The sequence below is a fragment of the Streptomyces sp. NPDC057654 genome (genome assembly GCF_042800135.1).
GTDB lineage: Bacteria > Actinomycetota > Actinomycetes > Streptomycetales > Streptomycetaceae > Streptomyces.
This window is the reverse complement of record NZ_JBHVHQ010000034.1, coordinates 1-23757: the sequence shown is the minus strand read 5'-3', so window position 1 is coordinate 23757 and position 23757 is coordinate 1. Positions and strand designations below refer to the sequence as shown.

Sequence of the window (23757 nt, the reverse complement as noted above, 5' to 3'; positions counted from 1 at the left end):
CGGACCCGACGCATCAACACCGCCCTGGCCGGACTGCTCGTCCTCGCCCTCATCGCCGCGGGAATCGCCTTCTGGCAACGCCAAGAGGCAGTCGCGGCTCAGCGCGAGGCACAGTCCCGCCAGCTGGCCGCCCAGTCCACCGTCCTCATCGACACCAACCCTGACCTGGCCTCACTCCTGGCCGTCCGGGCCTACCGCATCAGCCCCACCAGCGAAGCAACGAGCAGCCTCTACGCAGCCGCCGCATTCCCACTCCGCAACCGCTTCCCCGGCAACGGCAGCTTGTTGACCTCCATGGCATTCAGTCCTGACGGCAAAACCCTCGCCGCCGGCGATAAGGACGGCAGGGTGCGGCTGTGGGATGCGACTGCCAACAGGGCATCCAAACCCCGGGCCACACTCCCTGGCAACGGCTCTTACGTGTCTTCGGTGGCGTTCAGCCCTGACGGCAAAACCCTCGCCGTCGGCAGTGACGACGACACGGTGCGTCTGTGGGACACGAATGCTGGCGGAGCGTCCACACCCCGGGCCACACTCCCCCCCAACGACGCTGGCGTGTCTTCGGTGGCGTTCAGCCCTGACGGCAAAACCCTCGCCGCCGGCGATAGTGACGGCAGGGTGCGGCTGTGGGATGCGACTACTGCCAACGAGGCATTCAAACCCCGGGCCACACTCCCTGGCAACGGTACTAAGGTGCGCTCGGTGGCGTTCAGCCCTGACAGCAAAACCCTCGCCACCGGCAGTGACGACGGCGTGCTGCGGCTATGGGACACGAATGCTGGCGGAGCGACCAAACCCCGGGCCACACTTCCTGGCAGCGGTACTAAGGTGCGCTCGGTGGCGTTCAGCCCTGACGGCAAAACCCTGGCCGTCAGCGGTAATTACGGCTTGGTGCGGCTGTGGAATGCGACTGCCAACAGGGCATCCAAACCCCGGGCCACACTCCCTGGCAACGACTTTGAGGTGTTTTCGATGGCGTTCAGCCCTGACAGCAAAACCCTCGCCGTCAGCGGTAACGACGGCACCGTGCGGCTGTGGGATGCGACTGCCAACGGAGCGTCCAAACCCCGGGCCACACTCCCTGGCAACGGCAGCACGGTGACCTCCGTGGCGTTCAGCCCTGACGGCAAAACCCTCGCCACCGGCGATAAGGACGGCAGGGTGCGGCTGTGGGATGCGACTGCCAACGGGGCATCCAAACCCCGGGCCACACTTCCTGGCAGCGGTACTAAGGTGCGCTCGGTGGCGTTCAGCCCTGACAGCAAAACCCTCGCCACCGGCAGTAACGACGGCGTGCTGCGGCTATGGGACACGAATGCCGGCGGAGCATCCACACCACGGGCCGCACTCCCCCACAACGGCACTTACGTGTCTTCGGTGGCGTTCAGCCCTGACAGCAAAACCCTCGCCACCGGCAGTAGCGACGACACCGTGCGGCTGTGGGATGCGACTGCCAACGGAGCGTCCAAACCCCGGGCCACACTCCCTGGCAACGGCAGCGCGGTGACCTCCGTGGCGTTCAGCCCTGACAGCAAAACCCTCGCCACCGGCAGTAACGACGACACCGTGCGGCTGTGGGCCCCAGATCTTCCCGACGCCGCCGAGTCCGTCAAACGCATCTGCCAAGCCATCCAGCGCGACTTCACCCCTGAGGAGCGTTCCGCCTACCTGCGCGGCCAGACATCCGGGCCAGTCTGCCCAAACCCATCAGGACACTGAAGTCTCTTCCCCCTCAGCTCGAACCGTTCAGTCGGAGCGTGTACTACGTGACCGTTGCGACGAGGTTCAGCCGGGTCTGTACACCAGGGCCCACGACGACCGTTTGCAGCACGCCGAGGAACGTTGGCCGACTTCGCCACCGCTTCACCAGTCAGCGGATAACCGGGGAGGCCACGCGTCCAGTTGAAAGCGCGCCGGGCGGGGCTCGTGGCGGCCGACGCGGCATTCGTCGCCGACCTTGCCGAGTGCTTCGCTCATGCGGGCCTGGAAGCGGGTGTACTGCTCGTGCCAGACCACTGCGGAACCGGCGTCTTCGTAGGCGTCGGCGCGGGCGAAGGCGAGGGCGGCGATTTCGTAGCCGAGGTGTTCGTGCTCTTGCCAGCACGGCGGGATGGCGTGCTGTGGTTGCCAGGTGTACGTCTGGTTCAGCCAGCGGCACACGGTGTCGAGCCACCCCAGCAGCGAAGCCCTGAGGTCCTCTGGCAGGGCTCCGATGTCCCAAGGGGGTGGGCCGTACGCCTCCGCGTCTTCCGCGCTCCTTGCCGCTGCGTATTCGGCGAGGTCTGCGGGCTGGTCGGGGAAGGGCGCGAAGAGTGTGATCGAGGTGGTGGTCACGCGGCATTCGCCCCCCGTCGGGCAGCCCAGGTGGCCGTGTGGGCGGCAGCGGTGTGCCTTCGTGCCGCCTGCTGCCGGGCTCGTTCGGTTTCGTTGGCCTGGCGCAGATCGTGGATCCTGGTTTCAATTTCGGGCCAGGAGTCCCAGGTCCACATGCCGTCGAGCTGAGTGACGACAGGCGGCAGGTTGTCGGCGAGAACCAGCGCCTGACCGTCGGGGAGCCCCTTGATCTCGTCGCCGCGAAGGACCGGTTCTAGGGCCATGTGCCGTGCGGTCGACTCGCCGCGGCCGTCGCCGCGGGTGGTGGTCCTTGTCGTACGGACACGCTCGACCTGCCCGCAGAGATCGGACATGTCCTTGAGGAAGGCCGGGTCTTTCGCGCCGCCGAAGACCACCACGTGGTTGGTGAAGGAGGCCAGCTCGTTCGCCGTGTCCGCACCGAATCGGGCGACGGCAGATGCCCACGCCTGGAGCCCGTAGATCACGGTGATACCGCGCCCGCGCCCATCGGCGACGCGCTGCCGCAAGGAGGGGATGGGGGCGATGTTCGGGGCTTCGTCTAGCGCGGCGAGGAGCGGAGGGTCGAGTCGTCCGGCGGGAGAGGTGAGCGCGTGGGCCTCCGCGATGTCCAACAGGTCTTCTGTCACCGCGGTGGTCAGCGGTGCGACCGAGTTCACCTCCGAGTCCTTGCCCAGCAGGTAGATGGTGCCGCCGGCGTCGAGGAACGCGCGGAAGTCCGTGGGCTCCTCGCCGTCTCCTTGGAGGGCGTCGATCACGGTTTGGTGCATGAGGGGCTCAAGGGCCGCGTCGAGGGTCACGGCGGTGTTGCCGACGGTCCGCGAGTCGCCGGTGGTGGACGTTCGGAGCATGTCCGCCCAGCCGGGGCCAGCACCGGGGTGGGCGCTCAAGATGCCTAGCGGAGCGGGGTCGGACAGCTTCCGAGCCCACTTCAGGAGGTGGTCGATCCTGGCTCCGTCAAGGGCAGCCGCGTGTAGGAGGGCGGCGAAGACCTTGGCCGCCTGCCCTTTGTAGAAGGCGCTGCCTTCGGAACTTTGGACAGCGGCTCCGGGGGTGCGGGAACCGGCGACGAACGCCTTGGCCCGCATCATCGCGGCCTCGGTGTCCGCCGCGCCGGTGATTGGTGACCAGCGCACCCTGGGCAAGGAGGGAGCGATGTTCTGGGGGTCGAAGGCCAGGACCGGACGGTTGTCTTGCCGCCGGGCGTCCAAGGTCAGCTCTACGAGGTCCGACTTGGACGAGGTGGCCAGGACCGGGCCGACCCAGTTGCGGATGGTCGGCGCGAAGAAGCGCAGGGTCTTGCCCGATCCCATGGGGCCGATCACCCGGCACGCCTTGTCGGCCCTGGACCACAGTTCAACGCCTTTGGGACGGACGGACGTCCCCAGGCGGTATCCGAAGTCGTGAGGTGCGTGGTGCATGGAGGTGCTCCGGGAGGTGCGAGGAGAGGGCAGTTGAAGAGGGTCCGTTCAGCGCGGCGCGGAGTGCGTGCGCTTGTGGAGGTTCACCGGCGCACTGCGGGCCGGCGGGTGATCTCCGTTGTGCAGGGACGGCCGGATCTCGGTGGCCTTCAGAGCTGCCTTCGCCGAGAGCTGGCGTTTGAGCTGGGCCTTCGAGGCGAAGCCGTCGTCGCGCTGAGTACGTGCGGATGTGATCCGCACGGCCAGAAAGGCCAGTGCGCACACGGCGACGATGACGACCAGAGCGATCGAGAGGCTGGTCGGAAGGAGATCCATCACGCCGCCTTTCGTGCGGTGCGGGCGGCGAGGTAGCGCATCCTGCGAGCACACAGCCTCGCTACCGGCGCGGAGGGGCCGGCCGCTCGGGGCGGAGCGCGGTGGAAGGCGGCGTGCAGGTCCTCGGCCCCGCGCCACAGGTGGCCCACCGCTGCTCGGGCACGGCCCCCCGCGGCGTGAGCGTCGTCGTGATCGAGCTGTTCGGCGAGCTGGGCGACGCGCCGGGCCGTGTCCAGAAACTCGGAGTGCAGGGCGTCGATCTCATCTCGCAGTGCTTGTCCCTGGGAGGGATGCGCGGAGGGGCTGTGGTGGAGGGTGGTGAGGACGGTCATGGGGACTCCGAGTTCGGCGTAGTCGTGGACGGCCGGTCAGCTCGTCCATGTCGGGGTGGTGCAGACCGTCATGCCGTGTTGGGTTCGGTGGTGGCGAGGTCGGTCATGGAGCCGGAGGAGAAGCACAAGTGCTGCTCGGCCTGCGTCAGGAGGTGCTGCACGCCGGGGTAGATCACTTCGCCCACTTGCCACAGGGCCACTCCGCGGCGGAGGCGCATGATGTGTTCGGCCGTCCAGACCGGGAAGCCCAGTCGCGCGGCGGTGTCCTCGGCTTCGGATTTCTTCATCGAGTACACGACGACGGTGTCCGCCATCTTCAGCGCGGCCTGGGTCTCCGGGCTGTCGTCGATGTCGCTGAGGTGGTGCACGATGAAAATGCAGGCAAGGCCGTAGCCCCGTGCGAATTTGAGGAATTTCTCTAGCAGAGCGGCGAGTTGTGGGGTGCCGAGGATGTGCCAGGCTTCTTCGCATACGAGGATGCGCTTGCGCTGGGTGTAGCGGCGGCAGCCCGACGCCTGGTTCGGTCCGAGTTCCCAGGCGCCGGAATTCGCGTCCACGATCTTGCGCTCGTGCTGGCCCGGTTCGGTGCCGCACTCGCACATCGGACGCAGCCAGACCTCCTCCAGGAACACGGAGATCACCGCTACGAGGATGGTCATGGCGACGCCGCCGGAGGGAACCTTGGTCAGGTCGAAGACGACCATGTCGGCGTCGAGGTCGACACCGAGGCTGGTCGGCCCGTCGAGCATGCCGATCAGGTCGCCGGAGGCGTCCTGATCGCTCCCGCACAGTCGGTCCAGCACGTAGGAGGCTTCGAGGCCGTCGCCCAGGAGTTCGTCGCGGGTCCGCTGCTTGGCGCGGGCGTCCGACTCCTCGGGCGCGCGCAGTGCTTCCGCGACGTCCGCCAGAATCGGGGCACGCCCTGCTTCGGCGGCGCGCTGGTGGGCCAGGCGGATCGCGAGCCGCAGGGCGGAGCCCGCGAACTCGTCCAGGGGCTTACCCAGGCCGAGTTCCACGATCGTACGGACCAGTTCGATCTGGCGCTTGCCCGCGATGGCGGGGTCCATCGGGTTGATACAGGACGCCCCCTTCCCGCCGCCAGGGGTGAACTTCACCGGGGCCTTGCCGGTGAGAGAGCGGCCCAGAGCTGCCCATTCGCCTTCCTCGCGCTCCTTTTGCTCCTTCGTGTCGAGGACGACGACCTTGCGACCCAGGCGGATCTGCCGGGCCGCGTAGGTCTTGGTGAGCGCGCTCTTGCCGCGGCCGGTGTCGCCCATCACGATCATGTTTCCGCCGGGCAGTCCGTCGCCGAAGGCACTGAACGGGCAGTAGATGAACGCCTTCCCGCTGTACAGCTCGCGGCCGATGACGGCCCCGGCCGTGCCCAGGGTCGGCGGTGCGATGGGCAGGTAGAGGGCCTGACTGGTGGTGGTCTCGGTGTAGAGCGGGCGCTGTGCCGTCTGGTGCGCCGGTTCCAGGGAACTGAGGAGGCCGGTCACTTGATGCCTCCGGCGAGCGGGAGGGTCGTGGCGAAGGCGCGGGCGTGTTCGAGGTCGAGCCACTCGATGCGCAGATGGGAGTTGCGCGCGCGGGAAGCCGTCGTGCGCTTGGTCTTCTCCAGCTCTTCGGCGCTGCGCGCGGAAATGGTGATGTAGCCGACGGCTGCGGCGCCGGCCGCGCCAGAGGCGGCGAGGGCCATGCCGCGTGAGCCTGTCGCGTTGGCGGCGATCACGTCGCGCGGGTCCACGTTCTTGCCGCGCTGGCGGTTGCGGAGCATCTCGGCCTGGTTGTTGGTGTCCTCCTGCAACGTCCGTTCCACGGCCTTGTCGTTCGGCTCCAGGTTCTGCGTGATGCTGATGGTCCGGATCACGTCCGGCATGCCGATGAGCAGGGGCGCCAAGAAGTCGGGGCCTACCGGCGTGGTCGGCCAGGAGATGACGGCCGCCGTGGCGTGAAACCAGTTGTCCGTTGACCCGGCGGCGCGGGTGGCTACGTACTCGCCGTGGCGGACGTCAACGTTGCGCGGGAACGCGTGGCCGTGAGGGAGCCCGGTGTCCCAGATGGCGTGATCGGGGTCGTAACTGTTGCGGATGAACGCCGTCATCCTGCCCTCATCGAGGGGAGCGATCACCGACAGGTCGGCGTCTTCGCAGCGGGCCCACAGCTCTTCCAGGTACGCGGCCATGGCGGCGGCCACGCCTTCGTCGCCCGTCCCACGGGCCGCCCCGTCGGCCGCCAGGTCGCGGGTGAACTTCGCGTGCGCGGTGATGTAGTAGCGGTGTTCCTCCGCCGAGGTCGACACGGCGTCCGCCAACGCGTCGTACGAGTCCTTGAGCCACTGCGGTGCCCCCGCAGTGGCGGCCGACTCGTCGCGCTGGGCCACGAACCGCTGATGAGCATAGGGGTCGCTCTTCATCTGCCGTGCGAGCACCTGGATACGTTTGACCGGGTGCTCCTCAGCGTTGCCGAAGGCGTCGAGCAGCTCCCCCCAGCGCTCCAGGGCGACGACCTGCTCCCCGACCTCCTTGCCGCCCAGACCGGGCGAGGCGACTTCCAGCGTCGCGGTGACGCAGCCGGCCTGGGGCTGGAGGACGACGATCGCCTGCTGACCGCGGACGGTCACGGCCACCCACGTCATCCCGGCGAGCCCCTCCGGTTCCGCGAGGGCGGCGTGCGGCGCTGTTCCGTCCCGGCGGGTACCGGCCTCGATCGCGGGGGAGACCCATACGCCGCCCGTCCGGGCGAGGGCCTTGCGGTGGTAGCGCTTGATCCGCCACCAGCGGTAGACCGTGCGGCGCTGCGCGGTGCCCTTCGGCCGGTACGGCACGTACACCACGAGGACGGCGATCACGATGGGCAGGACCAGGCCGATGCCGGCCAGCGCCGGGACGGCGCTGAAGAGGAAGCCGGACAGGATGCCGCCAGCGGCTCCGCAGCCGAGGACGACCTGTTCGCCGAGGTCTCGGCGGCCGACCAAGCCGGTCGGGCGGTGCTTTCCGAACTGATACGTACGCGTAGCCATGGATCAGGTGTCCTTGCTGGTGGGCGTCCCGCCACCGGACGGCGGGGCCGGCGGTGCAGGAGGGTTCGAGGGCCTGGGACTGGCGGGCCCAGCGGCAGGGGGCGGGGCCGGTGGTCCCGGGCGCGCGGAGGGCGGCGGGGTTTGAGGCGCAGGCCCGGCCCCTGGTACCGGGCTGGGGCTGACAACTGGCCCTGACACATTGGCCGGGCCGCGAGCGGCGGCCGGGGCCTCGGTATCCGCTGACCGGCGGGCCCTCGCTCTGGGGCGGCGGTGCCTGTGGGGTGGAGCCGATGACAGAGCCGGAGGCCGCTCCCTGAGATCGGGCTGCGGCCGGAGGCCCGAAGGCTTCGGCACCCTGGCCCTGCTCGGTGCCGCTCTGCGCGGCGTCGGCCCCTTGCGAGCCGGGAGCGTTCGCCGCCTTGTTCTTCGCGACATCCGCACCGGCCTTGGCCACGGACGCCGCAGCACCGATTGGACCAGCCGCAGCCGCTCCGGGCCCGGGCGCAGCCTTGGCGCTCGCCGTGCCGGCCTGGCCTTGTCCCACCGTCGGGGAGACAGCCTGCCTGCCAGCCCCGGCGCGGGCGACGTTGCTGCCGCCTGCCGACCGACCACCTGCCGAGGTGCCCCCGCCGACCAGTGAGTCCTGGAGGTACGTGGACATCGACCGGTTGGCGTGCTGGGCCGGTCCGTCCACCGCTGCGGCGGGACCGGCGGAGGCAGCCGCCTTGCGGTCGTGATGAAGCTGGGCCATATCGTCGCCGAAGGCGGGAATCCACTTGTAGAGCGTGGCGCTCGCGAAGACGGCCAAGATCAGGATCAGCGCGCCGACGAGGATTTTCGAGACCGCGTCGCTCAGGCTCCCGGTCGAGTCGCTGAGGACAGCGCCGCCCAGGCCCAGCAACGCGAACAGCACGGGCTTGGACAGTCCCAGGGCGAGCAGGGCCCCGAACCACTTCTTGCTCTTGCCCCACAGGTCCCGGTCGACCAGCCCCGCGTTGACCAGCGGCCCGAGCGCGACGCCGACATAGATCGCAGATCCTCGGATCAGCAGTTCGACCCACATCAGCAGGGCACCGCACATCATGACCAGGTTGACCACCATGAGCTGTCCGACGCCCTCGTTCGGGCTCGAAGCCATGATCTTGAGGATGTTGGCGAGGAAGGGTTTGAAGTTCTCCGTGGCATACGGCGCGAAGACCGCAGTGACCTCGTCAATGGCCTTCATCAACAGAGCAATTGCGCCCGGCGTCAGCGAGTTGACCACGAACTGGAGGATGAGAAAGCCGATCGCCTCCGAGATGGCGGTGGTCAGGGAGACCCCCCGCACGGCCCGCTTCGCGACGGCCGTCAGCCACAGGGCCGCGGTGATCAGCGTGCTGGCCGCGAAGACGATGGCGTACTGCTTCAGAAACGATGGAGACGTGAGATCGAACTGCGTCGTGTTCTGGATCAGATCCAGCATTTTCCGCAGAAACCAGATATTGGCATCGGTCAGCTTCTGGAGCAGGAACCCGAGGGGGGCGCTCACGAAGTCGATGGCGGCCTTGGCCTCGCAGACCATCGGGATGTAGCAGAAGGGATTTGCGACCGCTGACGGGACGAACACGAAGCCGATCACGACGTTGACCCACAAGAGGGTGTGCAGTCGGCGCCCCAGGCTCCGGCGAGGCACAGAGCGGTCGATCCGCAGGAGGCCCGGAACGTCTTCACGCAAGCGCAGGCGCGTCATCCGTCCCTCCCACTTCAGCGAAACCACTGGCCGGGCTGGCTTGCTCGGCGGCCGGAGGAGTGGGGACCAGCGGCTCGGAAGGGGTGACAGCCGTCGTCTTCCACGTGCCGTCTGCCCAGACGAGATCGACGGTCATCCGCAGGTATCCGACCTGCGGACGCTGGGACTCGTCCGCACCCCCGGCGACGCCGCCGAGGGATGCCGTCCACAACTCGACGCTTGCCGCCTGGTCCGAGCGCGTCAGGGTGCGGGTCGCCAGCACGGCGGTCCGCGTGACGAGCCGCCCTTCGTCGGCCGTCTTCCCGTCGTCTCCCAGCTGCCGGTTCTCCGCGACGAGCCGGGCGGTCGAGTCCGCGTCGCGGGTGACCGAGGAGAGGGTGCTCGGCGCGGCGGTGGCCCGGAGCATCCGGTGCCGCCAGTCGGCGTCGATGAAGAACCGCGGGTCGCCGTAGAGCATGACGGCGCTGGTCGCTGCGGCACGAACACCCTGCTCGTCCCTGGGGTACTGGCCGGGCAGACCGCCCTTCGCCGCGATACCGCTGAGAACCGGGTCGGCGGCCTCTTCGGGTACGTACTGCACGAAGTCCGCCGCGGTGTTGGTGGCCTGCCGCGTCGAGAGCGGCGCGACCATTCCCGGAGCCGTGGAGAACCCGGAAGCCTTCCAGCTCCCCTGTTCCCAGAGGAGGCTGACCGTCACGGACTGAAAGGAAGCCTGCGGCGGCGCGTGACCAGCCGAATTCCCCCGGACGGAGGTTATCCACAGGCGGATGGTCGCCTTGTGGGTATCGACGGCCAAGGCATGGGCAGAGAGCACCCCTGTGCGGGCGATCGACTGTTGGGCATTGATCTTCCGGGCGTCGCCTTGCAGTTGCTTGGCGGCTTGCGCGGCCGTCCGGTCCGCCTCGCTCGCGGCGCTCTGACGCACGGCGTTGCTGCTCATGGTTGTTGCGGCCCGGTGCCGGGCGTGCTCGTCGGTCAGGTACGCGGCGCTGCCTCGCACCGTCGCGAAGTTGGCGGCGGCGGCTTTCGCGCCGTCCGCGGTCCGGGGGTACCCGAGCGGTACCCCGTCGACCACGCGTGCGCGCGCCCCGCCCTCTGCGGGCCCGCGGGTCGCGGCGGGGCCTGAGGAAGGCACCGGGGCAGGGGAGCTGCCCGTGGTGACGCTGACGACGACTCCGGCCGCTGTGATCAGGGCAACGACGCCCGCAGCGATGCCCCAGAGCTTCATCCTGGAGGAGGGCTTGGGCCGGGTTCCGGGGGAGCCGCCGGGGGTGGGGATCCGGCCGGGCGGGGTGCCGTGAATCATCGGTTCACACACCCAGGCCGTAGACGATCGTGAAGAGCGTGCCGAAGCTCGCGACGAGGAAGACGATGACGCCCCCGCCGACCATCAGCCCCTTGCCGCGCGAGGAGTCCATGGTCGAGTGGCTTTCGCCCGTCCAGCCCCGGCTTTTGGCAAGGCCGATGAAGAAGCAGGATGCTCCGACGACCAGGACCGCGGCGGCGAGTACGCCCAGGATCATCTTGGCGGTGCCGCCGAGCTTGCCGAACGGGCCCCAGTCGGGCTTCACGCCGGAGATGATGTCCACGCCGGCGGCGAGGGGCTGGTGCAGAGCGGGATCGGTCGCGGCAGCGAGAACGTAGTGCATGGCATTCCTTTGGTTGCGCAAGACGCTGGATGAACGGGTGGAGAAGCGATTCAGCTGATGTGCCGCATGGCGACGATCTGAGGGGTCCAGAAGCTGAGGGGTTTGATGCGGACCTTCGCGCCGGTGTGCGGGGCCTCGATGACCTCGCCGTTGCCGATGAACATCCCGACGTGCTCCGGGTGGCTGGCCGAGCCGACCGAGAACAGCAGGTCGCCGGGCTGGAGCTGCGAGGTGCTCTTGACAGGAGTCCCCATACGCACCTGGTCATAGGTGACGCGCGGCAGGTTCACCCCGGCCTTGCTCCACGCCATCTTCATCAGCGAGGAGCAGTCGCAGCCGCCCTGCCCTTCGAAGGGCGATACGCAGTCGCCGCCCCACCGGTACCAGGTGCCCATAGCGGTACGGGCGGCGGCGATCGCGCGGGCGGCGCCCTTGCCCGCAGGCAGCGGGGCGGGGCCCGCGCTCGACGCCCACTTCGTGGCGAGGTCGCGGATCGACTTCACGTAGCTGCGCGTCTCCGCGTACGGCGGCACGCCGCCGTACTTGATCACGGATCCGCCGCCCGCGTTGTACGCGGCCAGCATGTTGTCGGTGCTGTCGCCCGGCACCTTCTTGACCTCGTCGGCCAGCACGCAGTCGTAGTGCGCTTGGGCGGCGATGGCATCTTCCGGGTCGAAGACGTCCTTCTTGCCGTCTCCGTTGCCGTCCCGTCCGTACTGCGCCCAGGTTCCGGGCATGAACTGGGCGATCCCCAGCGCGCCCACCGGCGACTTCGCCTTGGGGTTGAAGCCGGACTCGGTGTAGAGCTGGGCCGCGAGGAGCGACTCGGTGACCTGCGGGCACTCGCCGGCATGCTTGTGGATGATGGGGCGCACCCACGCGGGGACGGGGGACTCCGCTGTCAGCCCGGCACCGGGCCCGGTCTCTTTCGCGGAGGCGTGGTCCGCGCTCTGGAACATCATCAGCAGTCCCATGCCGGCCAGGCCGAGGCCCAGGAACAGGGCGAGGCAGGACCGTACGATCTTCTTCATCGCGGCCCCTCACGCCCAGGGCAGCGCGGTGACGCGCCAGCCGTCGGAGGTGTGCTCCAGCCGGAGCGCGAGCTGCTCGTCGCTCCGCCGCGCCGGGCCGCTCGTTGGAGTCGTGGTGAGGGTGTAGGCGACGCGCACCAGAGCGGCGTCGGGGGCCGCAGCCGGAGCGCCGTCCGGGACCCGTACGGAAACGATCCTGGCGGTGACCTTCGCCCGCTCCTCTCGCAGGGCCGTCCATGGAGCGTCCTGGCCAGGACGCCGCTGCGGCAGGACACCTACCAACTCGCCGGAGGCGTACGCGGCTGCGCGCGCTCCCGCGTCGGCGAAGGCGCGGTCGTGCCCGTCCCGAGCGTCGTGCTGCACGAAGGCCGCGGTGAAGGACCGCGCCACCTTCACCAGGTCCTCGGGAAGGCCGTTGCGGGCCGCGGGAGCCGACGGCTTGGCGGTCGGCGTCGACTTGGCGATGCCCGCGGAGACGGAGGAGGGGTGGGTGGCGTGCGGAGCGGTCCCGCTGTCGGAGGAACTGGAACACGCGGACGTCAGCGCGAGCGAGAACGTAGCGAAAAGAACCGTAGATATGCGGATCAACCGGGCGTCATGAGGCATGCGGGAACCAGAACCTTGGTGCAGGTGATCAGGAGAGGAAGGGGCCACGACCGCGGGCAGAGCGGCCATGGCCCCTTGCGCAGGAGACCGCGGAGGCTCTACTCCTGCGGGCTGTTACCGGCCGTGGCCGATGCCTGTCGACGGCGACGGGTCATCCACATCGTTCCGCCCCCAGCGGCCAGCAGGGCGGCTGCACCGCCGAGGGCCCAGGGCGCCATCTCGGACCCGGTCTTGGCCAGGGAGCCCGAGGCAGGCGTCTGTGGCGGGGTGCCGCCTCCCTTCGCTGCCGGCGGAGGGGGCGAGCCCGGCTTGGACGGGGGTGCCGTCGGCGGGGTGGTCGGGGCCGGGGTCTTGCTGTCCTGAGCCCGCACGGTCACCTCCGCGTCCGCCCGAGCGGTGAAACTGATCGGTTTGGCAAGCTTGTCGTAGCCCTCCGGTGCCTTGGTCTCGGTGAGGAGGTACTCGATCCCCGCTTCGACCGTGGCGTCCAGCTTGATCGGCTGGGACTTGCCGTCAGCCCCGGTCGTGCCCGAAGCGACCTTCGTGCCGGGAACTTTGGCACCGGACGGATCGACCTTGACCGTCGAGACGTCGAAGCCCATGCCCCCAAGGACCTTGCCACTCGTCTTGTCGGTCTTCAGCACGTGCATGGTCGCGGGGATCGGGTCGTTGGTCAGCGTCAGGTTGACCACGGCACCGGCCTTCGCCATGAACCGCTCCGGCGCGCTGTTCAGCTGGTAGTGCAGCGGAGCCTTGACCTCCTTCGCCCAGTACGCGTTGCCCGCCTTCACGTCGACACCGAGCTTGAGTTTCGCCAGGCCGTCCTTGCCGGTGGTCACATTCGCGATCTTCTTGCCGGGTCCGTGCTTCCCGGAGGCGTCCGTCGCGTCCGCGTCGATCTCGATCACCGCGTTGGCCAGGGGCTTGCCGGTGGCCTTGTCCACCTTCTTCAGGACGAGTTCGGCGTCCTTGAACGGGTCGATGACCGAAACCGGCTTCGCCGAGCCGGACTGACCGGCCACGATCAGCACATCCTGGTCAGGCACCAGGTCGTGGACCTGGTCGCCCGTCGAGGTCTCGTGCAGCCGGTACTTGCCTGGTGCCAGACCCTCGAAGGTCAGGACGCCGTCCTTGGTGGTCTTGCCCTCCTTGACCACCTTCCCCGTGGAGTCCAACAGCTGGAAAGCGACGCCGACCAGGCGTGCCCCCTCGGGATCGCTCTTGTGGATCTCCAGGCCACCGGTGGCGGGCTTGACCGTGACGGCCGCGGAACCCTGCGCTGTCGTCTTGTTCCCGGCCAGCAGCATCCGCTGGGCGCGGGAATCGTGCGGGGCCAGCGTCTTGAGCTGTGATCCGGGCAGGCCGGTAGCAGTTCCCTTGACCGTGGCCGTGCCCGTTGTCGAGGGCGTGAACGTCCAGCTGGCCCGGCCGTTTGAGCCGGTGGTGACGCTGCCGGTCGCCGGGCCCGCGCCGAGCTCCACCTTGACGCCGGGCACCCGTTCGCCGGACAGCTTGGACGTGACGTCCACGTCCACGGCCACGGTCGTGCCCTCGGTGGTCTCCCGAGCCTTCGGCCGGACATGCAGCTCGTACGGACCCGCGAGTCGCTTCGCTTCGGAGAGGTACCCCAGGGACAGCGACCGGGAGTTGGAAGACACCTTGGGATACGACAGGCGAGCCTTGCCGCGCGAGCCGTTGATTCCGTAGGACCCGCCTGCGAGCAGCTCGTACGTGGCTGCATCCACGGCCGCAGCCTGTGAATCGGAGCGCGTCTGGCCGTACTTGCCGATGATGTACGAGGCGTACGCCACGTTGGCGTCTGGAACGCGCTGCCCCGTTTCCGAAGAGGTCCACTGGGAGATCGGCTTGGGCCCGAAGTACCCGCCGGCCGAGTCGGGACCACGCCGGGAAGGATCTGCGCAGTATGTCTCGTTGTCGCCCCAGACTCGCAGCCCCGGCGGGCCGTATGCCCCGATGTGACTGGAAGCGGCGTGACCCTCGGAATCCGGAATTTGGTAGCCCGGACCGTACTTGTCCACCGCGACCGCGGTGGGTGTCCAGGCCAGGGTGCCCACCACCCCGGCGGCCACAGCGACAGCGGCCAGCCGGAATGGTGGGGGTATACGAGAGCGCATGAAGTCGTACTCCTGCTTGTGAAGGCCCTGGATGTCGGAGAGCAGACTCCGGGAACGCGAAATCTGCGCGACCCAAAGAACGCCTATGGCGTTGGTCGCGCAGAAAGCCTGGCAGGGGTGCGGGAAGAACTCGAACTTGAATTAATGCAGGAAGTTTCTTCTCGGGAAGTAAATTCCTACTTTTGTGAGGGCCGTCCCGTAAATTGGCTATGGCGAGCTGAGGGGACCTGTTGGATTCTGCACCACCCTGCGTGGGCGAGCCTGTGGATCCGGGCGACGGCGTGTGGTGGATACCGTCGCTCTTGAAGTGGCGGTCGCTGAGGATCTTCAGGTCCTCATGTGGGCGAAGGCGTGCTAGACGAGGGCTAGGCCTTTGCGGTGAGAGGAGTTGTGTTCCTCTTCCCAGCCCAGGAGTTGGGCTTGGTTGGGTCCGCGGCGGTGCGGGTTGACTAGACCGGTGCCCCGGTAGCCGTCATCGGCGGTGACGGTCGGGTTGCCGACGGGTGGTTTTGGCGCTGGACAGTTCTCACGCCTTGCAGGCGTTGCGGTGTCCAGGAAGTGGCTGGCCGAGAGCGACGGCGAGCCGGGTGTCTGCGTCGATCACGACCTGGTGATTGACGCAGACCTCGGGTGTTCGCTTCGTTCGGCCGGTGCCATCGGTGCTGACCTGGACACAGCGTAACCCTCAGCCTCATGGGATTACGAGAAAACTTTTAGCCGCACGAGCTGGATCAAATGCGGAATCAAGCCGATGCCGAAGACACATCGATTTCATACCTTACGGTGTAGCCCCAATCGCTGTAGCCGATTTCTTCGGACCTCGGAAATCTTTCGTGAGGCTTCGGTAGTCCCTCGCGAATGACATTCTCCTTTTCGGTGAAGTGCCACGAAAATGGACCATTTGATCCGGGCTTGAGATCTTTCAACTCGATCCTTTTTTCTACGATACCGAGGGTGTCATCCTTGTCGATACTCTCAAGCACCTTCAGTAGTGCCGGAACTGTCGCCGTGAAGATCGCTGCCGCAACGGCGCCGGCCACAGGCGTGCCGACCGAAGTGACCGCCGCCCCGACGGCAGTTGCCAATGCTGCCACCAATGCTTTGTATTTGTCGTCGAAGTCCTTTTTTACTTTAAAATCTTCATCGAAGAATTGGAGGGAGATCTCGATGAAGTCGTTTGCGTGTACGCGGCCATCAAAGACCACCGATTCCTCAGGGGGGAAGATGCTCGTCTGGCCTTTGCTGATCTCAATTGGTTTCGTTAGGATTGCTGTGTGCGTGCGACCTGAATCAGGTCCTGTCCCTCCTCCGCCTGCGATATAGAACTCGTCAGTGCCGGACATGTCTTCTGTGTTCTTGCAGTGCACATCCTTCAAGCGTACGACAATACGCTTACCTTCTTCTTTCATTGGACTCTAGCCCCTCTTGATCGTTCCAGTTCTCCTGTTAGAGCTATCGACCGTCCCTCCGCACTCCTCAAGGGTTCATTCGAGTGTCACATCCGACTGCCGGGGTAGTTGATTAGAATGTCCTTGGTTCGTTGGGTTGCCGTTTAATCGCTCACCCTCCTGGGGGATTTCATTTCCTTATGTGGCACGCTAAAGTCGTTCCGAAAGCTCCGGAAACGGACCCTTGTGGGGGCACGGATCTTCGTACTCCGAGGTCGCGCGCATTTTATCGGATTTCGTTGGGGATTTACCCGGCACGACTACCGGGGCATCCCTTCATGATCCCAGAGCCTCCTCCGACTGAAAGGAAAAGAGTATGAGTTGGGTCGCAAAGGGATTCGCCGCAGCAGTGGCTACAGGGTTCCTGTTGGTCGCAGCGCCGCAGACGACAACGGCGTTTTCCCCGTACGAATGTCCGGACGAGTTCATCTGCCTGTACCACGATCACGGCGGTGCTGGGAGTAAGCTTGAGGTGCACGACAACACGTCCGATCTCCGCGGCGTCACCGGATGGAACGACAAAGCCCGGAGCGTGTTCAACAGCACCTCGGACGACTGGTGCTTGTATCGAGACGAGAACTACAAGGGCGAGTTCAAGATCGTCAGCCCTGGATCTGGAACGAACCTCGTCGGAAATTTTGACCGATCGGTGACCTCCCTCCGCCAAGAGCCCGACGGAGGCTGCGCAGCGTAGTGGCGCGAAGCCTGTGTCCGCTCCGCCGGTCGAATGGCCAGCGGAGCGGAAGCATTTCCGGACTCCGGGACGCGATGTGGATTGTCAGTTGCTAGCGTCTTGTCGTGTTGCACGCCACTACGGGGGTCCTGTCCACGTCATCGGCCTTCCTTAAGAGGGCTAGCGTTACCCGGCCCGACCGTCTGCCCGCCAAGCCCAACATGAACACGCGGGTACGTCCAGATACGTTTCTTCAGCTGAGGACTGCTTCTTCCACGAGGCGATATGGGCTAGACAATTCCCATAGTTGCAATTCAGGTGAATCTTTCGCGGTTCCGATCACACCTTGGACATTCACCTACGTGAAGCCCCCAAGGCTAGCCCTCCTGGGCGTGAGTACTTGGGGAAAGATGCCGGACGGCGATACTCAGCCAGAGCGCCGCCTGCCCCGCGAGCAAAAGCGGGGCGCACACGCTGTACGACAGCATCAACTCGTGGCGAGCGGCGGCAACGGAGATGCCGCTCAGGAGTACGTGGTCGAAGGGAAGCCAGTCGGCGGGCGCCCCTGCCGGGTTGATCCGGAGGCCGTCAGAGGTGAAGACGACGCGGGCAGAGGTGTGGTCGCGCCATTGTGCTTGCGCCTCGGCCTCCGCCTGCTGACGGCGCCGGGCGTCGAGACGACGGTTGGGAACCCACTGGCGGCCGAAGGTGGGGTGAGACTCGAAGTACCCCGCACCCTGCTGGTAGACGACATCGGTGGGGTAAAACCGCGCCATTCCGCAGGTGACATCCGCGTATGCCGTCTCGCCCGGATCCAGCGCCAGCCCCGGGGCCGGAACCGAGGCCAGGGCACCACCGGCCTCAAGATGCCGTGCCAGCCCGGCTGCTGCCTGCCCCGCCTCGTAGTGAGCAGCCGCGTCTGCGGCATGGTCTCGGCGTCGTCGCACGGTCTTCCTGATCACCGACAAACGCGGCTGCTGCGACGGGACGACCCGCCGCAGGCGAAGCAGGTCGAGAAGGACGTCACGGTACGACTGCTGTGCACGACCAGCTTCGGCAATCCGATCCGCTACAACACCTTCAATGTGCGTTCCTGGAAGCCGGCTCTGGCTGCGGCCGGAGTCATTGCTGCACGGGACAAGGAGGCCAAGGGGTCCGGCTACGAGTCCTCGCGAGAGAATGGGTTTCACGTCCTGCGCCACACCTTCGCGACTGCTCAGCTCAGGTTCGGCGTGAGCATCGTGGCCGTGTCGCGGTGGCTTGGGCACAAGGACCCAGCGTTCACGCTGCGTAAGTATGTGCACTTCTTGCCGGCTGACGATGAGCGCGGGCGTCAGGCGATGCAGTCGTGGTGGGGGAAAACCCCTTGATCGCTGAAACTCCCTGGATACCCCCTGGCGGCCGAACTTCCGCCATGCGCATGGCGGAAGTTAACGGTCGTTCCGGAGTTTCCGCAGGTCAGTCAGCACTCGATGACATTGACCGCCAGCCCGCCCCGAGCCGTCTCCTTGTACTTCACCTTCATGTCCGCCCCCGTCTCCTTCATCGTCTTGATGACCTTGTCGAGGGAGACATGGTGGCGGCCGTCGCCGCGGAGGGCCATGCGGGCGGCGGTGACGGCTTTGACGGCGGCCATGCCGTTGCGTTCGATGCAGGGGATCTGGACGAGGCCGCCGACGGGGTCGCAGGTGAGGCCGAGGTTGTGTTCCATGCCGATTTCGGCGGCGTTCTCGACCTGTTCGGGGGAGCCGCCGAGGACCTCGGCGAGGCCGCCCGCGGCCATGGAGCAGGCGGAGCCGACCTCGCCCTGGCAGCCGACCTCGGCGCCGGAGATGGAGGCGTTCTCCTTGAAGAGCATGCCGATGGCGCTGGCCGCCAGGAGGAAGCGGACGACGCCGTCCTCGTCCGCGCCCGGCACGAAGTTCACGTAGTAGTGCAGGACGGCGGGGATGATGCCGGCGGCGCCGTTGGTGGGGGCGGTGACGACGCGGCCGCCCGCGGCGTTCTCCTCGTTCACGGCCATGGCGTAGAGGGTGGTCCACTCCATGGCGCGGGCCGCCGGGTCGCCCTCGGCGCGCAGCTGGCGGGCGGAGTGGGCGGCGCGGCGGCGGACCTTGAGGCCGCCGGGGAGGATGCCCTCGCGGGACATGCCGCGCGTGACGCACGCCTGCATGACGCCCCAGATCTCCAGCAGACCGGCGCGGATCTCGTCCTCGGTGCGCCACGCCTTCTCGTTCTCCAGCATCAGGGCCGAGATCGACAGGCCCGTCTCCCGCGAGCGGCGCAGCAGCTCGTCACCAGTGCGGAAAGGATACTTCAGCACCGTGTCGTCGAGCTTGATGCGGTCCTCGCCGACCGCGTCCTCGTCCACGACGAAGCCGCCGCCCACCGAGTAGTAGGTCTTCTCCAGGAGCGGCAGGCCGTCCTCGTCGTAGGCGAAGAGCGTCATGCCGTTGGCGTGGTAGGGCAGCGAGCGGCGGCGGTGCAGGATCAGCTGGTTCGGCTCGTCGAAGTCGATCTCGTGGGCGTCGCCTATCTCCGCGCCGAGCAGCCGCAGCCGCTTGGTCCGCCGGATGCGGTCGACCTCGTCGTCCGCGGTCTCGACGTTCACGCTGCGCGGGGAGTGGCCCTCCAGCCCGAGGAGTACGGCCTTGGGGGTGCCGTGGCCGTGCCCGGTCGCGCCGAGGGAGCCGAAGAGCTCGGCCCGTACGGACGTGGTGTGGGCGAGCACGCCTTCGTTCTTGAGCCGGCGCGCGAACATCCGGGCCGCGCGCATGGGGCCGACCGTATGGGAACTGGACGGGCCGATGCCGATGGAGAAGAGATCGAAGACGGAGATGGCCACGGTGGCGGACCCCTTGTCTGCTCGTGGTGGGTGGTGCGGGCACTGCTGTGCCGCGGGGCGGCGACCTGGTGAGGGGCGCCGCGGCGGCGCGGGTGCTGCGCCGTGACGGGGCGCATGGGACGGGGCACCGGTGCACTGTTCTGTGTCCAGTGTGCGCGGTGCCCCGTACTCGTGGATGAACCAGCTACTTCACTCGGACTTCAGGCCCGGGTACAGCGGGTGCTTCGCGGCGAGGGCGGTGACCCGGCCGCGCAGCGCCGTCGCGTCGTAGGACGGCTTGAGCGCCTCGGCGATGATGTCCGCGACCTCGGTGAAGTCCTCGTCGCCGAAGCCGCGGGTGGCCAGCGCCGGGGTGCCGATCCGCAGGCCGGAGGTGACCATCGGGGGGCGCGGGTCGTTCGGGACGGCGTTGCGGTTGACCGTGATGCCGACCTCGTGGAGCCGGTCCTCGGCCTGCTGGCCGTCCAGCTCGCTGTGGCGCAGGTCCACCAGGACCAGGTGTACGTCCGTTCCGCCGGACAGCACGGACACGCCGTGCTCGGTGACGTCGGACTGGGTCAGGCGCTCGGCGAGGATGCGGGCGCCGTCCAGCGTGCGCTGCTGGCGCTCCTTGAACTCGTCCGTCGCCGCGACCTTGAAGGACACCGCCTTCGCCGCGATCACGTGCTCCAGCGGGCCGCCCTGCTGACCGGGGAAGACCGCCGAGTTGATCTTCTTGGCCAGCTCCTGCGTGGACAGGATCACACCGCCGCGCGGACCGCCGAGGGTCTTGTGCGTGGTGGTGGTCACCACATGGGCGTGCGGCACCGGGTTGGGGTGCAGCCCCGCCGCCACCAGGCCCGCGAAGTGGGCCATGTCCACCATCAGGTACGCGCCGATCTCGTCGGCGATCCTGCGGAACGCCGCGAAGTCGAGCTGCCGCGGGTACGCGGACCAGCCGGCCACGATCAGCTTCGGCTTGGACTCCTTGGCGAGCCGCTCGACCTCGGCCATGTCGACCTGGCCGGTCTCGTCGTCCACGTGGTACGCGACCACGTTGTAGAGCTTGCCGGAGAAGTTGATCTTCATGCCGTGGGTCAGGTGCCCGCCGTGCGCGAGGTTCAGACCCATGATCGTGTCGCCCGGCTTGAGCAGCGCGAACATCGCCGCCGCGTTGGCCTGCGCGCCGGAGTGCGGCTGCACATTGGCGTGCTCGGCGCCGAACAGCGCCTTGATGCGGTCGATCGCGATCTGCTCGACCACGTCGACGTGCTCGCAGCCGCCGTAGTAGCGGCGGCCGGGGTACCCCTCGGCGTACTTGTTGGTGAGCACCGAGCCCTGCGCCTCCATGACGGCGACCGGAGCGAAGTTCTCCGACGCGATCATTTCGAGGGTGGACTGCTGGCGGTCGAGTTCGGCGTCGACCGCGGCGGCGACGTCGGGGTCGAGCTCATGGAGGGAGCTGTTCAGCAGAGACATGAGTTCTTCCTAGAAGCGGAGGCGGAGGGCGGAGGCAGAAGCGGAGGGCGGAAGGTGCGCGGGGCGTACGGCCGTACGTACGGTCGTCCTAGCCCGCGAAGGCGGTGTACTCGTCGGCGGTCAGCAGCTCCGCCGGCTCGTCCGTGATCTTCACCTTGAACAGCCAGCCGCCCTCGAAGGGGGCGGAGTTCACCAGCGACGGGTCGTCCACGACGTCCTGGTTGGCCTCGACGACCTCACCCGTCACGGGGGCGTACAGGTCGCTGACCGACTTCGTCGACTCCAGCTCACCGCAGGTCTCGCCCGCCGTGACGGTGTCGCCGATCGCGGGAAGCTGCGCGTAGACCACGTCGCCGAGCGCGTTGGCCGCGAATTCGGTGATCCCGACCGTCGCGACGCCGTCCTCGGCGGTCGACAGCCACTCGTGCTCCTTGGTGTACCGCAGCTGCTGGGGGTTGCTCATGACTAGATTCTCCTGGATACGCGTGAATGCTTGTGCAACGGGTCTTGACAGGTGAGACGCGCGGGGCACCCGGGACGGGTCCTGGTCAGCGCTGACGCTTGTAGAACGGCAGCGCGACCACCTCGTACGGCTCGTGGCTGCCGCGGATGTCCACGCCCACCCCGGCCGTACCGGGCTCGGCGTGCGCCGCGTCCACATACGCGATCGCGATCGGCTTGCCGAGCGTGGGGGAGGGCGCGCCGGAGGTCACCTCGCCGATCACCGAGCCGTCGCCCGCCACCACCGAGAACCCGGCGCGCGGCACCCGCCGCCCCTCCGCGACCAGACCGACCAGCTTGCGCGGCGGCGCCGCCTCCGCCTTCTCGGCCGCCGCGGCCAGCGCCGCGCGGCCCACGAAGTCGCCCGCCTTCTCGAACTTCACGACCCGGCCCAGACCCGCGTCGAACGGCGTCGTCGCCTCGGTCAGCTCGTGCCCATACAGCGGCATGCCCGCCTCCAGGCGCAGCGTGTCCCGGCAGGACAGCCCCGCCGGTACGAGCCCGACGCCCGCGCCCGCCTCCGTCAGCGCCTGCCACAGCCGCTCGGCGTCGGCCGGGTCGACGAACAGCTCGAAGCCGTCCTCGCCGGTGTAGCCGGTACGCGCGATCAGCGCGGACACCCCCGCGACCGTGCCCGGCAGGCCCGCGTAGTACTTCAGCCCGTCCAGGTCCGCGTCGGTGAGCGACTTCAGGATGCCCGCGGACTCGGGGCCCTGCACGGCCAGCAGCGCGTACGCGTCGCGGTCGTCCCGTACGGACGCCTCGAAGCCCGCGGCGCGCTCGGTCAGCGCGTCCAGCACCACCTGGGCGTTGGAGGCGTTGGCGACGACCATGAACTCCTGCTCGCCGAGGCGGTAGACGATCAGGTCGTCGAGGATGCCGCCCTCCGCGTCGCAGATCATGGTGTAGCGGGCGCGGCCCACGGCGACCTTGCCGATGTTGCCGACCAGCGCGTAGTCGAGGGCGTCGGCGGCCTGCGGGCCGGTCAGCGTGATCTCGCCCATGTGGGAGAGGTCGAAGAGACCGGCGCGGCCGCGGACGGCGAGGTGCTCGTCGCGCTCGCTCGCGTAGCGCAGCGGCATGTCCCAGCCCGCGAAGTCGGTCATGGTCGCGCCGAGGGCGCGGTGGGTCGCGTCGAGCGCGGTACGGCGCGGAGTGGGCGAATCGGTCATGGTTCAGGCTCCCGGCAGACGATGGCGAGTTCTTGGAAGAAGCACACGAAGAACGCGCCTCCCCATCTGTCATCGGAACCTGAGAGGTTCACCGGGAGGCCCGGCCGGGCCCCTCGGCTTGCACCTTGGGTGGGGCCGCCGATGGAACGGCGGCCCGCTTTTCAGATCTGCCTCGCCCGCGCGGTACGGGGCCTGAGAGATTCAAGGGAGGAACTTGCTCCTTCGGCGCCCAGCGCACGGAGCGTGGCTGGGACTCTCCCGCGCGGACTACGAGCGGCCGATATGCAGTTTGCGGGCACATCATCGCATGGCACCGTCCGCTGTAAACCCCCGGACGTGCGGTCAATCGTTTTGATCCGCCCTTGAAGCGCATTACCTTTTCTTGACACTCTTCGGGTAGCCCGCAGTGACCGGACCGGGGAGGACGATCACCGTGCACGCGCAGCGTACGTATCCGAGGCCGGCGTTGCCCGGCCCCTCACCGCGGCCCCAGCCCCCGGCCGCGGTGGCGGACCTGCGGGGCACGGCGACCGCGTGCGACCTGAGATTCCCCGTCGGCGACCTGCTCGTCGTCTCCGGCCTGCCGGGCAGCGGCAAGTCCACCCTCATCCGGCGGGCGGTGCCGGGGCTGGACGCCCGCGGCGGGATCGTCTGGTGCGTCGACTCGCAGGACGCCCGCGACCGCTGGGCGAGCCGGGTCCCGGCGTACGTGCCGTACGGGCTCTACCGCCCGCTCGTCCGCCTCTCCCACTACACGGGGCTGCGGCGCGCGCTCCACTCCGGCACTAGCGTGGTCGTGCACGACTGCGGCACGCTCGCCTGGGTCCGCTGCTGGCTCGCCTTCGACGCGCGGCGACGGGGCGTCGCGCTCCGGCTGCTCCTCATGGACGTACCGGCGGCCGACGCGCTCGCCGGGCAGGCCCGGCGGGGACGGCGCGTCTCCGCCTACGCCTTCGCGGGCCCCCGCCGGGCGGGGGCGGGGGTGCGGTCGGGCCAGGGGTCCGGCCGCCGGCCCGCCGGGGCCGCCGGCGGGGTGCGGCTGGCGCGGGCCGCGCCGGCCGGGGTTAG

At 68.1% G+C, this 23757-nt stretch carries 22 protein-coding genes and 1 riboswitch; of the genes, 5 read left to right on the top strand and 17 right to left on the bottom strand.

What is annotated here, in order from left to right; translation table 11 throughout:
• Window positions 1-1719 (top strand): WD40 repeat domain-containing protein (locus ACFU99_RS05355; RefSeq protein WP_384386087.1); only part of this gene is annotated, 1719 nt, incomplete at its 5' end.
• 144 nt (window positions 1720-1863) lie between these two features.
• Here ACFU99_RS05355 and ACFU99_RS05350 read toward each other — a convergent pair.
• The 6 genes from ACFU99_RS05350 to ACFU99_RS05325 form a co-directional block, all read right to left on the bottom strand.
• A complete protein-coding gene (locus ACFU99_RS05350; protein ID WP_384386085.1) occupies window positions 1864-2334 on the bottom strand; it encodes a hypothetical protein in 471 nt (156 codons plus the stop codon).
• Window positions 2331-3773, bottom strand: a complete 1443-nt coding sequence (locus tag ACFU99_RS05345) for a type IV secretory system conjugative DNA transfer family protein (protein WP_384386082.1) — start codon at window positions 3771-3773, stop codon at window positions 2331-2333. The genes ACFU99_RS05350 and ACFU99_RS05345 overlap by 4 nt, the downstream gene beginning before the upstream one ends.
• 48 nt (window positions 3774-3821) lie before the next feature.
• Window positions 3822-4088 carry a hypothetical protein gene (locus tag ACFU99_RS05340; protein WP_384386079.1) on the bottom strand — a complete coding sequence of 89 codons (267 nt, stop codon included), beginning with the start codon at window positions 4086-4088 and terminating at the stop codon, window positions 3822-3824.
• Window positions 4088-4420 (bottom strand): DUF6238 family protein, encoded by a 333-nt coding sequence (locus ACFU99_RS05335; RefSeq protein ID WP_384386077.1) that lies wholly within the window; start codon window positions 4418-4420, stop codon window positions 4088-4090. Before ACFU99_RS05335 ends, ACFU99_RS05340 begins: the two co-directional genes overlap by 1 nt.
• Window positions 4421-4488: 68 nt before the next feature.
• The gene (locus tag ACFU99_RS05330; protein ID WP_384386074.1) at window positions 4489-5919 is read right to left on the bottom strand and encodes an ATP/GTP-binding protein; all 1431 of its coding nucleotides are present in this window, start codon (window positions 5917-5919) and stop codon (window positions 4489-4491) included.
• Window positions 5916-7442 carry an SCO6880 family protein gene (locus ACFU99_RS05325; RefSeq protein WP_384386071.1) on the bottom strand — a complete coding sequence of 509 codons (1527 nt, stop codon included), beginning with the start codon at window positions 7440-7442 and terminating at the stop codon, window positions 5916-5918. The genes ACFU99_RS05330 and ACFU99_RS05325 overlap by 4 nt, the downstream gene beginning before the upstream one ends.
• A 1091-nt stretch (window positions 7443-8533) precedes the next feature.
• On the opposite strand from ACFU99_RS05325, the gene ACFU99_RS05320 reads away from it, so the two are divergent.
• Window positions 8534-9013 (top strand): hypothetical protein, encoded by a 480-nt coding sequence (locus tag ACFU99_RS05320; RefSeq protein ID WP_384386068.1) that lies wholly within the window; start codon window positions 8534-8536, stop codon window positions 9011-9013.
• 135 nt (window positions 9014-9148) lie between these two features.
• Here the strand turns inward: ACFU99_RS05320 and ACFU99_RS05315 are convergent, their stop codons facing one another.
• The 6 genes from ACFU99_RS05315 to ACFU99_RS05290 form a co-directional block, all read right to left on the bottom strand.
• Window positions 9149-10477 (bottom strand): hypothetical protein, encoded by a 1329-nt coding sequence (locus ACFU99_RS05315; RefSeq protein ID WP_384386065.1) that lies wholly within the window; start codon window positions 10475-10477, stop codon window positions 9149-9151.
• Between the two features lie 4 nt (window positions 10478-10481).
• Complete coding sequence (locus ACFU99_RS05310) at window positions 10482-10820, bottom strand: hypothetical protein (protein WP_384386062.1); 339 nt, start codon at window positions 10818-10820, stop codon at window positions 10482-10484.
• 50 nt (window positions 10821-10870) lie between these two features.
• Window positions 10871-11851 (bottom strand): NlpC/P60 family protein, encoded by a 981-nt coding sequence (locus tag ACFU99_RS05305; RefSeq protein ID WP_384386059.1) that lies wholly within the window; start codon window positions 11849-11851, stop codon window positions 10871-10873.
• A gap of 9 nt (window positions 11852-11860) precedes the next feature.
• The gene (locus ACFU99_RS05300; protein ID WP_384386056.1) at window positions 11861-12457 is read right to left on the bottom strand and encodes a hypothetical protein; all 597 of its coding nucleotides are present in this window, start codon (window positions 12455-12457) and stop codon (window positions 11861-11863) included.
• A 98-nt stretch (window positions 12458-12555) separates the two neighbouring features.
• Window positions 12556-14202, bottom strand: a complete 1647-nt coding sequence (locus ACFU99_RS05295; protein WP_384386054.1) for a collagen binding domain-containing protein — start codon at window positions 14200-14202, stop codon at window positions 12556-12558.
• Between the two features lie 1133 nt (window positions 14203-15335).
• Window positions 15336-16001: a hypothetical protein gene (locus ACFU99_RS05290; protein ID WP_384386051.1), complete on the bottom strand. Its 666-nt coding sequence runs from the start codon at window positions 15999-16001 to the stop codon at window positions 15336-15338.
• Window positions 16002-16356: 355 nt separating this feature from the next.
• Here ACFU99_RS05290 and ACFU99_RS05285 point away from each other — a divergent pair, with 355 nt between their 5' ends.
• Window positions 16357-16734, top strand: coding sequence for a peptidase inhibitor family I36 protein (locus ACFU99_RS05285; protein WP_384386048.1), 378 nt, complete (start codon window positions 16357-16359; stop codon window positions 16732-16734).
• A 356-nt stretch (window positions 16735-17090) separates the two neighbouring features.
• Here ACFU99_RS05285 and ACFU99_RS05280 read toward each other — a convergent pair whose 3' ends face one another.
• Window positions 17091-17660 (bottom strand): hypothetical protein, encoded by a 570-nt coding sequence (locus ACFU99_RS05280; protein ID WP_384386046.1) that lies wholly within the window; start codon window positions 17658-17660, stop codon window positions 17091-17093.
• Between ACFU99_RS05280 and ACFU99_RS05275 the strand changes: the two genes are divergently transcribed.
• Complete coding sequence (locus ACFU99_RS05275; protein ID WP_384386043.1) at window positions 17640-18083, top strand: tyrosine-type recombinase/integrase; 444 nt, start codon at window positions 17640-17642, stop codon at window positions 18081-18083. The two genes, ACFU99_RS05280 and ACFU99_RS05275, sit on opposite strands and share 21 nt — an antisense overlap.
• A 92-nt stretch (window positions 18084-18175) precedes the next feature.
• On the opposite strand, the gene ACFU99_RS05270 is transcribed toward ACFU99_RS05275, so the two are convergent.
• The 4 genes from ACFU99_RS05270 to gcvT form a co-directional block, all read right to left on the bottom strand.
• On the bottom strand, window positions 18176-19558 hold the full coding sequence (locus tag ACFU99_RS05270; protein WP_384386040.1) for an L-serine ammonia-lyase: 1383 nt from the start codon (window positions 19556-19558) through the stop codon (window positions 18176-18178).
• Between the two features lie 189 nt (window positions 19559-19747).
• Window positions 19748-21016, bottom strand: coding sequence for a serine hydroxymethyltransferase (gene glyA / locus ACFU99_RS05265; RefSeq protein ID WP_384386037.1), 1269 nt, complete (start codon window positions 21014-21016; stop codon window positions 19748-19750).
• Window positions 21017-21104: 88 nt separating this feature from the next.
• Window positions 21105-21479: a glycine cleavage system protein GcvH gene (gcvH, locus tag ACFU99_RS05260; protein ID WP_384386035.1), complete on the bottom strand. Its 375-nt coding sequence runs from the start codon at window positions 21477-21479 to the stop codon at window positions 21105-21107.
• A gap of 85 nt (window positions 21480-21564) precedes the next feature.
• Entirely contained in the window at window positions 21565-22689 is a 1125-nt protein-coding gene (gene gcvT, locus ACFU99_RS05255) for a glycine cleavage system aminomethyltransferase GcvT (RefSeq protein WP_384386032.1), read from the bottom strand.
• A gap of 171 nt (window positions 22690-22860) precedes the next feature.
• Window positions 22861-22960, bottom strand: a riboswitch (glycine riboswitch).
• 162 nt (window positions 22961-23122) lie between these two features.
• On the opposite strand from gcvT, the gene ACFU99_RS05250 reads away from it, so the two are divergent.
• On the top strand, window positions 23123-23757 hold a 635-nt coding region (locus tag ACFU99_RS05250), incomplete at its 3' end, for an AAA family ATPase (RefSeq protein ID WP_384386029.1).

Bases quoted from the DNA above. Each gene is read 5' to 3' on its own strand.
- ACFU99_RS05305 (WP_384386059.1), bottom strand. From the start codon at position 11,851: ATGAAGAAGATCGTACGGTCCTGCCTCGCCCTGTTCCTGGGCCTCGGC.
- ACFU99_RS05285 (WP_384386048.1), top strand. From the start codon at position 16,357: ATGAGTTGGGTCGCAAAGGGATTCGCCGCAGCAGTGGCTACAGGGTTC.
- ACFU99_RS05310 (WP_384386062.1), bottom strand. From the start codon at position 10,820: ATGCACTACGTTCTCGCTGCCGCGACCGATCCCGCTCTGCACCAGCCC.
- gcvT (WP_384386032.1), bottom strand. From the start codon at position 22,689: ATGACCGATTCGCCCACTCCGCGCCGTACCGCGCTCGACGCGACCCAC.
- glyA (WP_384386037.1), bottom strand. From the start codon at position 21,016: ATGTCTCTGCTGAACAGCTCCCTCCATGAGCTCGACCCCGACGTCGCC.
- ACFU99_RS05315 (WP_384386065.1), bottom strand. From the start codon at position 10,477: ATGATTCACGGCACCCCGCCCGGCCGGATCCCCACCCCCGGCGGCTCC.
- ACFU99_RS05340 (WP_384386079.1), bottom strand. From the start codon at position 4,088: ATGGATCTCCTTCCGACCAGCCTCTCGATCGCTCTGGTCGTCATCGTC.
- ACFU99_RS05300 (WP_384386056.1), bottom strand. From the start codon at position 12,457: ATGCCTCATGACGCCCGGTTGATCCGCATATCTACGGTTCTTTTCGCT.
- ACFU99_RS05325 (WP_384386071.1), bottom strand. From the start codon at position 7,442: ATGGCTACGCGTACGTATCAGTTCGGAAAGCACCGCCCGACCGGCTTG.
- ACFU99_RS05275 (WP_384386043.1), top strand. From the start codon at position 17,640: ATGGTCTCGGCGTCGTCGCACGGTCTTCCTGATCACCGACAAACGCGG.
- ACFU99_RS05290 (WP_384386051.1), bottom strand. From the start codon at position 16,001: ATGAAAGAAGAAGGTAAGCGTATTGTCGTACGCTTGAAGGATGTGCAC.
- ACFU99_RS05335 (WP_384386077.1), bottom strand. From the start codon at position 4,420: ATGACCGTCCTCACCACCCTCCACCACAGCCCCTCCGCGCATCCCTCC.
- gcvH (WP_384386035.1), bottom strand. From the start codon at position 21,479: ATGAGCAACCCCCAGCAGCTGCGGTACACCAAGGAGCACGAGTGGCTG.
- ACFU99_RS05345 (WP_384386082.1), bottom strand. From the start codon at position 3,773: ATGCACCACGCACCTCACGACTTCGGATACCGCCTGGGGACGTCCGTC.